The sequence below is a fragment of the Streptomyces nanhaiensis genome (assembly GCF_046614825.1).
GTDB classification, from domain to species: Bacteria; Actinomycetota; Actinomycetes; order Streptomycetales; family Streptomycetaceae; genus Streptomyces; species Streptomyces radiopugnans.
The window spans coordinates 1-9,510 of sequence record NZ_JBKJFM010000192.1 but is presented as its reverse complement, the minus strand read 5'-3'; the positions used below and the strand labels follow the sequence as shown (position 1 = coordinate 9,510).

At 74.3% G+C, this 9,510-nt stretch carries 8 protein-coding genes, 2 pseudogenes and 1 riboswitch; of the genes and pseudogenes, 6 read left to right on the top strand and 4 right to left on the bottom strand.

Annotated features, from left to right (window positions below; all coding sequences use genetic code 11):
- From ACLIYP_RS27270 to ACLIYP_RS27260, 3 genes and pseudogenes are all read right to left on the bottom strand, one after another.
- Positions 1-210, bottom strand: a pseudogene (locus ACLIYP_RS27270) (hypothetical protein); the annotation flags it as partial.
- 137 nt (positions 211-347) lie between these two features.
- Positions 348-473, bottom strand: a riboswitch (cobalamin riboswitch).
- A 299-nt stretch (positions 474-772) separates the two neighbouring features.
- A complete protein-coding gene (locus ACLIYP_RS27265) occupies positions 773-988 on the bottom strand; it encodes a hypothetical protein (RefSeq protein WP_412715761.1) in 216 nt (71 codons plus the stop codon).
- A gap of 22 nt (positions 989-1,010) precedes the next feature.
- Positions 1,011-2,246: an inorganic phosphate transporter gene (locus ACLIYP_RS27260; protein ID WP_412715760.1), complete on the bottom strand. Its 1,236-nt coding sequence runs from the start codon at positions 2,244-2,246 to the stop codon at positions 1,011-1,013.
- A 239-nt stretch (positions 2,247-2,485) separates the two neighbouring features.
- Here ACLIYP_RS27260 and ACLIYP_RS27255 point away from each other — a divergent pair, with 239 nt between their 5' ends.
- From ACLIYP_RS27255 to ACLIYP_RS27230, 6 genes are all read left to right on the top strand, one after another.
- Entirely contained in the window at positions 2,486-3,133 is a 648-nt protein-coding gene (locus ACLIYP_RS27255) for a class II aldolase/adducin family protein (RefSeq protein WP_412715759.1), read from the top strand.
- Positions 3,134-3,339: 206 nt separating this feature from the next.
- Positions 3,340-4,473 (top strand): alpha/beta hydrolase, encoded by a 1,134-nt coding sequence (locus tag ACLIYP_RS27250; protein WP_412715758.1) that lies wholly within the window; start codon positions 3,340-3,342, stop codon positions 4,471-4,473.
- A gap of 53 nt (positions 4,474-4,526) precedes the next feature.
- On the top strand, positions 4,527-5,945 hold the full coding sequence (locus tag ACLIYP_RS27245) for a hypothetical protein (RefSeq protein WP_412715757.1): 1,419 nt from the start codon (positions 4,527-4,529) through the stop codon (positions 5,943-5,945).
- 236 nt (positions 5,946-6,181) lie between these two features.
- Positions 6,182-7,780: an ABC-F family ATP-binding cassette domain-containing protein gene (locus tag ACLIYP_RS27240; RefSeq protein ID WP_412715756.1), complete on the top strand. Its 1,599-nt coding sequence runs from the start codon at positions 6,182-6,184 to the stop codon at positions 7,778-7,780.
- A gap of 409 nt (positions 7,781-8,189) precedes the next feature.
- Positions 8,190-8,411: a helix-turn-helix domain-containing protein gene (locus ACLIYP_RS27235; protein ID WP_175540892.1), complete on the top strand. Its 222-nt coding sequence runs from the start codon at positions 8,190-8,192 to the stop codon at positions 8,409-8,411.
- A 110-nt stretch (positions 8,412-8,521) separates the two neighbouring features.
- Positions 8,522-9,301, top strand: coding sequence for an enoyl-CoA hydratase/isomerase family protein (locus ACLIYP_RS27230; protein ID WP_412715755.1), 780 nt, complete (start codon positions 8,522-8,524; stop codon positions 9,299-9,301).
- A 6-nt stretch (positions 9,302-9,307) separates the two neighbouring features.
- On the opposite strand, the pseudogene ACLIYP_RS27225 reads toward ACLIYP_RS27230, so the two are convergent.
- Positions 9,308-9,510: pseudogene (locus ACLIYP_RS27225) on the bottom strand (hypothetical protein); the annotation flags it as partial.

Genomic DNA, 9,510 nt, shown 5'->3' with positions numbered 1-9,510 from the left:
GTGGTCGCGCCACAGCAGCCGCTCGGCGGCCGCGGCCGCGCGCCCGAAGGCGGCGACGGGGTGCGCGCGGCGCGGATCGCCCGCGATCAGGTCGAGCAGGGACCCCAGGACCGCCCCGCACGCGTAACCCGCGGCCGGCGGGCCAGGGGGCGCGAGGAGGCCGGTGTCCGCCGGAGCGATGGCCGGGGGGAGGGCGTGGTCGGCACGCATCGCGTCAGCCGGCCGTCACACCTCGTGCGGGACCGGTGGCGCAGCGGGATGGAGGCGGTGCGGCAGGCAGGGTGCCGGGCATGGCGGTATGTCCTCACTCAGGGTCCTCGCCCTGGCTCGACGTGACCGGCGGTGAGAGTCTCCTGGCTCCCGGATCGGCGCGTCCCCCGGCCTTCCAGCCCGATGTGCGGGCCGTGACGCTGGGTGGGGGAGCGCTCCCCGGTGACAGTGGCGGGACCGCGCCGGATTCGCACCGGCTTCCTCTCCTGCCGCCGTTTGGCAACGGGAAGTCCACCACGGCCGGGAAGGCGCGTCAACTCACCCGTGACCTGCGACGGCGCACTGTGCGGAAGCGCACACGGCGCACGCCGGAGGCGCTCGCGCCCCCGGGGCGCCGGGAACGTGGGAGAGCGGCCGGAGGGGGCGCAGGGCGTGCCGGCAGGGCGCCGGGAGGACTCCGGGGAAACGAGGAGGCGCCCGGCGGATGTCCGCCGGGCGCCACTGGAGGCGTCACACGGTGCCCGAGGGGCCGCACGGGCCCCTCAGGCCTGAGCAGGCACGCTCAGGCCGCGATGATGTAGATGCCGTACGCGACCGCGGCCGCGCACAGGGCGTAGCTGGCGTAGGCGCCGATGCGGGCCAGGGCGGCGGAGCCGCCCCGTGCCTTGTCGCTGGTGCCCAGACCGACGATGCCGAGGGTGAACACGCCCACCAGGCCGACCGTCATCACGAGGCTGACGCCGAAGACCTGGCCGAGGGCTGCCCAGTCGATGTCCATGGTGCTTCTTCCTTCGCGGGGCTCAGGGAGCGGAGACGGTGGTCTTCGCCGGGGTGTCGGAGGCCTTCTCGGCCTCCTCCATGGCGGTGGTGGGCGGCGGGGCGACGGCCTGCACCGCGGCCGTGACCACGCCCGCGTCCTCCGCCTCGACCGGCTCGACGTCGTTGACGTTGGTGTGGTCGACCGGCTCCCGGCGGGAGGCGAACCAGATGGCGGCGATGGCGGCGACGGAGGCGACCGCGACCACGGTGACCCCCCAGTCGCCCTGGATGGCCAGCAGTGCGGCGCCCGCGGCGATCAGGCCGGCGGCCGGAAGGGTCAGACCCCAGGCGGCGACCATGCGGCCGGCGGTGCTCCAGCGGACCACGCCGCCCTTGCGGCCCAGGCCGCAGCCCATGATCGAGCCGGAGCAGACCTGCGTGGTGGAGAGCGCGAAGCCCAGGTGGGAGGAGGCCAGGATGGTGACGGCCGAGCTGGTCTGGGCGGCGAAGCCCTGCGCCGGGCGGATGTCGGTCAGGCCCTTGCCCATGGTGCGGATGATCCGCCAGCCGCCCAGGTAGGTGCCCAGCGCGATGGCGATGCCGGCCGAGGCGATGACCCACAGCGGCGGGTCGGCGTCGGCGCCCAGCACGCCTCCGGAGATCAGCGCGAGGGTGATGACGCCCATCGTCTTCTGCGCGTCGTTGGTGCCGTGGGCCAGGGAGACCAGGCCGGCCGAGGCGATCTGCCCGGCGCGGTAGCCCTTGGCGACCTGCCCTTCCTCGGCGTTGCGGCTGATCCGGTAGGTCAGCCTGGTCGCGAGCATGGCCGCGATACCGGCGACCAGGGGGGCGACGAGGGCCGGGATCAGCACCTTCATGAAGACGGCGCTGACGGAGACGGCGCCGATGCCGACGGCGGCGATCGTCGCGCCCAGGAGGCCGCCCATCAGGGCGTGGGAGGAGCTGGAGGGGAGTCCGGCCAGCCAGGTCAGCAGGTTCCAGATGATCGCGCCGACCAGCCCCGCGAAGATCACCGCGGGTTCGATGCCGGAATCCTCGTTGATGAGGCCTTTGGAGATCGTCGCGGCGACCTCGACCGAGATGAAGGCGCCGACGAGGTTGAGGACCGCCGACATCGCCACCGCCGTCTTGGGCTTGAGTGCCCCGGTGGAAATGGTGGTGGCCATGGCGTTGGCCGTGTCGTGGAAACCGTTGGTGAAGTCGAACACCAAGGCCGTGACGATCACGATCCCGATGAGAAGCGTGATGTTTTCCATTCACCCAGGCAATCGGTCGATGGGGCAGGTACTCGGTGAACGTAAGGATGCCGGGTGAACGCAAGGTGAACTGGGAACGGCGCCATGGTGTCTCATGCCGCCTGTGTGCGCAGGATCGCACGGCGCTGTGAGCGGGTTCGCCCCTGTGTGCCCCCGTGCGCTCCCGTGCGCCCCCGGCGCACGGGGCGAACCCGCCGCTCGCCCGCCGCCGCTAGAGTGCTCCGCCGGAGGTGGCGCGGATGCGGTCGGTCTGGGCGGACGCCTGGAGGGAACTGGTGGCCACGGCCCGCCGGACGGTGGCCGACGGCCTGGTCGTGGGCACCTCGGGCAACGTCTCGGTGCGGGTCGGCGACACCGTCCTGGTCACCCCCAGCGGCATCGCGTACGACCGCCTCGGTCCGGACGAACTGTGCGCCGTGGACCTGGAGGGACGGCGGACGGCCGGCGACCTCGTGCCCACCAGCGAGCTGCCGATGCACCTGGCGGTGTACCGCTCCACCGGCGCCGCGGCGATCGTCCACACCCACGCCGTGCACGCCACCGCCGTCTCCACCCTCGTCGACGAGCTCCCGGCGGTCCACTACATGACCGCCGCCCTGGGCGGTCCGGTCCGCGTGGCGCCGTACGCCCCCTACGGCAGCGAGGAACTGGCCGCCCACGTACTGGAGGCGCTGCGCGACCGCAGCGGCTGCCTGCTGCGCAACCACGGCACGGTCGTGTACGCCGACAGCCTCGGCCGGGCGTACGACGACACCGCCCAGCTCGAGTGGATGTGCCGTGTCTGGCTCGCGGCCGCCTCCGTGCCCGGCCGCACCCCGGCCCTGCTGCCGCCCGAGGAGCTGGACCGCGTCGCCGAGCGGCTGCGCGGCTACGGGCAGCGCGGCTGACCCCTCCGCGCGGCCCCGTCCGCCTCCGTCCACCGTCATCCGCCTCCGCCCGCCCGCGGCGGATGACGCCGCGCGGACGGGGTACGAGGTGGGCGACACCGGCGCCGGCGGCGCCGGGCGAGGGATCCGGTCCCGTCCGGCCCACGCTCACCCGCCGGAGCCCGCCCGCTGGCCCCGGCGACACCACGCCACCATCCTTGGAGACGATGAGTCTGCGCAGAACGGCGGCCCTGACCGCCCTCACCACGCTCGGTGCCGGAGCGGCCGCTGTGGTGGCCGGCCGGTACGCGGCCACCGCCGCCCTCAGGCCGTCCTCGCCGCACTCCCCGCCCGCCGGCTTCGAGGGCCCGCAGCTGACCGTCCACGCCACCGCGGCGGGGCAGGTCACCCTGACCCGGTCCCTCGTCTCGCAGCTTCCCGGCACCTACGCCCTCACCGGCCCGGGCCGGCACGCCGTCGTCGGGACCGTGCTCGACGTCCCCTCCTCCGCCGACACCGTCGTACGGCGCCTGGAGCGGGTGGACCGCGGCCGGCTCGCCGCCGGCGACCGGGTGCGGCTGACCCCGCAGCTCCACACCGGAAACCCCGGGGACGCGCTGGGCCTGGAGTACGCGGACGTCGAGGTGCCCGGCGAACTCGGCCCCCTGCCCGCCTGGTACCTGCCCGCCCTGCGCGACGTGTGGGTCATCGCCGTGCACGGCCTGGGCGCCACCCGCGAGCACGCCATGAACGTCCTGCCCTTCCTGAACGCCATGGGCCTCCCCGTGCTCGTCCCGGCCTACCGCGGCGACCCCGGGGCGCCCCGGTCGCCCGACGGCAGCGCGCACCTGGGCGACTCCGAGTGGCGCGACCTCGACGCGGCCGTCCGCCACGCCCTCGGCCGCGGCGCCCGCGGCGTGGTGCTGTACGGCTGGTCCACCGGGGCCACCATGGCGCTGCGGGCCGCCGCCGAGTCCCCGGTCCGCGACTTCCTCACCGGACTGATCCTGGACTCGCCCGTGCTCGACTGGCGGGCCACCCTGCGCGCGCTGGCGGGCGCCCGCCACGTCCCCGCCGCCCTGCTGCCGCTGGCGGTGCGCGCGGCGCAGGGCCGTGCCCGGCTCCGTCCGGAGCTCCACTCGGAGCTGAACGACCCCGGCGCGCTGCGGCTGCCCACACTCGTCCTGCACGGCCCGGGAGACGCCGTCGCCCCCTGGGGCCCCTCCCGCGAACTGGCCGAACGGCGCCCGGACCTGGTGTCGCTGCACATCGTCGGACAGGCTCCGCACGCCGCCATGTGGAACGCCGATCCACAGGGCTACGAGGAGGCGCTGCGCCGCTTCCTCACCCCGCTCATGTGAGGCGCCGCGACCGGCGTTTGGGCTTTCGGGCCGTCATCAACAACACTGCTCCCGTGACGTCCCGTACCCCGCGAGACACCCGGCTGCGCCTCGTATCCCGTCAACCTCTCGCCGCCGCGCGCCGAGCCGTGGGCGCGCGCCGCCGGCGGAGCACGCCCCGGCCCCCCGAGGGGGTGCCCCCACGCGACCAACTCGCCCGGCAGGCACGGGCCTGCCTCAGCGAGGCGGTGCGGCTGGCCCGCTGGGCCGACGGCACCGGACTGTCGCCGGTGGCGGCCGCCGAGCGCGTGGCGGCCGAACTGCGGATACCCGTGGAGCAGATCCCCGTCCACTGGGACCGCGCCCGGCTCGCCGGCCTCATAGAACTGCACGACGGCACCGCCATGCCCGGCTGGCGGCTGCGCGCCTGGGACCGTGACGACTCGGCGGTGCTGCGCGGCTGGGTCGCGCTCTTCGACGCCTGGTCGCTGGCCCATCCCGCGCCCGGCGGCGCGGACCCCGGGGCGGTCGGGGAGGTGGTCGTGGCGGCGCCGCAGTTCCTGTCGGTGATGCACCTGTCCTCCGGCCCGGTGACCGTGCCGGCCCTGCTGGACCTGCTCAGGCGGCGCATCGCGGAGATCCGCGCCGAGCGCGACGGCGCGGCGCCCCCCGGCGGCCCCCCGGCGGACGAGGCGGCCGAGGCCGGCGAGGCGGCAAGGGCGGCCGGGAACGCGGACGACTGCCTGCCCGCGCTCCTGGACTGGGCCCTCGACGGCCTCGCCTCCGTCGGCGCCCTCACCCGCTGCGCCGAGGACGACCGGGGCCGCCCCGGGCAGGCGGTGCTCACCCCGCTGGGCAACTGGGCGGTGTGGGTGAAGCTGGAGCAGATCTGCGTCGCGGCCCAGAGCCCGGCGGGGAACATCGAGCAGCCCGCCGAGGACATGCTGCGCGGCTGCGCCAGGCTCTCGCCCGGGGAGGCCCGCGCCGAGTACCGCGCCTGGCTGGCCGCACGCCCCACCGGTCCGGCCGTCGCCGAACTGATCGACGCCGCCCGCGGCGACGACGCCCTCATCCGCGGTCTGGCCTTCGAGGCGCTGCGCGCCGTGGGCGCCCCCGCGGAGCCCGCCGTCCGCGAGGCGGCCGGCGAGCCCGTCCTGCGCCCCTACGCGCTGCTCTGGCTCGCCGAGCACGACGGCGCGGACCCGGCGGACCTGGCGAACGGCGCCCCCGGTGTCCTGACCCGCGAGGAGGCCACCTGGCTGTGGGTGGACACCGCCGCGGCCGTCGCCGACCACGGCGACGGGAAGGTGCTGGTGGAGCATCTGGACTCGGCCGTGCAGAGCAGCGTCCCCGGACTTCTGGAGGCGGTCCGCGCCACCGGTCACCCCCGTACCGTCCAGGTCCTGGTCGCGCTCGCCGCGGCCCACCCGGATCCGGTGCTGGCCAGGGCCATGCGCCGCGCGGCCTTCCAGGTCCACACCGGCGAGGTGTGACGGGCCGGCCCGGGCCCCCGCGCCTCCGGCCGCGTCACCCGTCCCCGTACGCCCCGCACGGCGGCCGCCCACCGTGCGGGGCGTACGCCCTCCGTCGCACCGGGCGCGGAAATCCGGTTGCGCGCCGCCGTTAGACTGGCCGCATGGTGAACCTCCTCGTGCATTAGCGGCGTACGCCCGTCTCCCAGCCCCCGACCGACGACGTACGTACGTCCACCCTGCCCAGGAGTATTTCCGTGATCACCGCCACCGGAGTAGAGCTGCGCGCCGGCGCCCGGATCCTCATCGAGTCCGCCTCCTTCCGCATCGCCAGGGGCGACCGCATCGGACTGGTCGGCCGCAACGGCGCGGGCAAGACCACCCTCACCCGCTGCCTGGCCGGCGAGGGGGCCCCCGCCGCCGGGACGATCACCCGCACCGGTGAGGTCGGCTACCTGCCCCAGGACCCGCGCACCGGCGACCTCGACGCCCTCGCCCGCGACCGCATCCTGTCCGCCCGCGGCCTGGACACCGTGCTGCGCAGGATGCGCGAGAACGAGGACCGGATGGCGAACGGCCAGGGCGCCACCCGCGAGAAGGCGATGAAGAAGTACGAGCGGCTGGAGACGGAGTTCCTCACCAAGGGCGGCTACGCCGCGGAGGCCGAGGCCGCCACCATCGCCGCCAGCCTCGGCCTGCCCGACCGGGTGCTCGGCCAGCCGCTGCACACCCTCTCCGGCGGCCAGCGGCGCCGGGTGGAGCTGGCCCGCATCCTCTTCTCGGACGCCGACACCCTGCTGCTGGACGAGCCCACCAACCACCTCGACGCCGACTCGATCGTCTGGCTGCGCGACTTCCTGAAGACCTACCGCGGCGGCTTCGTCGTCATCTCCCACGACGTCGACCTGGTGGAGACGGTCGTCAACAAGGTCTTCTACCTCGACGCCAACCGCTCCCGCATCGACGTCTACAACATGGGCTGGAAGCAGTACCTGGCCCAGCGCGAGGCGGACGAGAAGCGGCGCAGGCGCGAGCGGGCCAACGCCGAGAAGAAGGCCGCCGCCCTCAACGCCCAGGCCGACAAGATGCGCGCCAAGGCCACCAAGACGGTGGCCGCCCAGAACATGGCCCGCCGCGCCGAGCGGCTGCTGGCCGGGCTGGAGGGGGAGCGGCAGGCCGACAAGGTCGCCAAGCTGCGCTTCCCCGACCCCGCGCCCTGCGGCAAGACCCCGCTGATGGCCGAGGAACTGTCCAAGTCCTACGGCTCGCTGGAGATCTTCACCGACCTCTCGCTCGCTATCGACAAGGGCTCGCGCGTGGTCATCCTCGGCCTCAACGGCGCGGGCAAGACCACCCTGCTGCGGCTGCTGGCCGGGGTGGAGAAGCCCGACACCGGCCGGGTGGTCCCCGGCCACGGCCTGAAGCTCGGCTACTACGCGCAGGAGCACGAGACGCTCGACGGCGACCGCACGGTCCTGGAGAACATGCGCTCGGCCGCCCCGGACATGGACCTGGTCGACATCCGCAAGACGCTGGGCTCGTTCCTGTTCTCCGGCGACGACGTGGACAAGCCCGCGCGGGTGCTCTCCGGCGGTGAGAAGACCAGGCTGGCGCTGGCCACGCTGGTGGTCTCCTCGGCCAACGTGCTGCTGCTGGACGAGCCGACCAACAACCTCGACCCCGCCAGCCGCGAGGAGATCCTGGGCGCCCTGCGCACCTTCACCGGTGCGGTGGTGCTGGTCACCCACGACGAGGGTGCGGTGGACGCGCTCCAGCCGGAGCGGATCATCCTGCTGCCCGACGGTGTGGAGGACCTGTGGGGCGAGGAGTACGCGGACCTCGTGGCGCTCGCCTGAACGTGCCCGTCCGGGGCCCCGCGAGGGACGGGCACGTCTCCACCGGGCCCCGGCCACGCCGCGAGCGAGTGGTGATCACATCGTTCCGGATCATCGGGTCGACGCTTGATCCATCATCTGAGTGAGATCGGCTCGTATTCCGGCGCGGTCGGGCGTCGATGGCGCCGGTGATGTGGCATAGACCTCCCACCCCCGGTGTTCGGACGCCGGTCAAGTCCCTGACCTGCTCTTTCTCCGTACCGCGTGGAAGCGCGCCGCCCGGAAGTCCCGCGGAACACCTCGCTCCAGAGCCTTCCGGCCCTTGCCCGGCCGCCGATGACGTCCCACGGACCTTGTCGAATGGGTGGCCAGAAAACCGGCAAGGGGTGATCATGAGAGTCCAGAGCGCACTTCCCATGAGGAGGCACGGGTGGCCGAGACTCTGAAGAAGGGCAGCCGGGTGACCGGCGCCGCGCGCGAGAAGCTCGCGGCTGACCTCAAGAAGAAGTACGACTCCGGTGCGAGCATCCGGGCGCTGGCCGAAGAGACCGGCCGCTCCTACGGATTCGTGCACCGGATGCTCAGCGAGTCCGGCGTGACCCTGCGCGGTCGCGGCGGTGCCACGCGGGGCAAGAAGACCGCGACGTCCTGAGACCCAGGGTGTCCCGAGGGGCGCCACCCGGTCGGCCATCCGACCGGCCGGGTGGTTACTCTTCAGTCACTTGACAGTCGTCCGACTGCGGACTGCCCCGGGAGACCCTCATGACCCTGCTCGACAAGGACGGCGTGCGGCTCGTCGCGGACGGTGCCGTGGCCACGGTCACCCTCGACCGCCCGGCCAAGCGCAACGCCCAGACCTTCGCCATGTGGCGCGCCCTGGCCGAGGCCGGACGGCTGCTGCCCGGCGGGATCCGCGTCGTCGTCCTGCGCGGAGAGGGGCAGTCCTTCTCCGCCGGGCTCGACCGGCAGGCCTTCACCCCCGAGGGTTTCGACGGCGAGCCGTCCTTCATCGACCTGGCGCGCGGTTCCGACGCCGAGGTCGACGCGGCCATCGCCGGCTACCAGGAGGCCTTCACCTGGTGGCGGCGGAACGACATCGTGAGCATCGCCGCCGTCCAGGGGCACGCCGTCGGCGCCGGCTTCCAGCTCGCGCTCGCCTGCGACCTGCGGGTGTGCGCCGACGACGTGCAGTTCGCGATGCGCGAGACCAGCCTCGGCCTGGTCCCCGACCTCACCGGCACCCACCCGCTCGTCTCCCTGGTCGGGTACGCCCGCGCGCTGGAGATCTGCGCGACGGGCCGTTTCGTGCGCGCCGAGGAGGCCGAACGGACCGGTCTGGCCAACCTCGTGGTGCCCGCCGCGGAACTGGAGGCCGCCACCGCCGATCTGGCCGCGGCGCTGCTCGCGGCCCCCCGCGACGCGGTGATCGAGACCAAGGCGCTGCTGCGCGGCGCGGTGGACCGCACCTACGACGAGCAGCGCGCCGCCGAGCGCGCGGCCCAGACGCGCAGGCTGCGCGACCTGGCCGGCATCGGCGACTGACCGCTCTCATCCCGGGCTCCGCACCACCTCCGCCGCCACCTGCGCCGACTCCTCCGTCACCACCTCCGTCACCACGGCCGCGACCGTCACGGGCCCGGGGGCACCGGCCGCCGCGGCCCGTGCCACCGCGCCGCGGACCCCGCGCGCCACATCGAGCGCACGGTGGTCCGCGGCGACCGCGAACTGGACCCGCCCATGGCCGCCGGGGG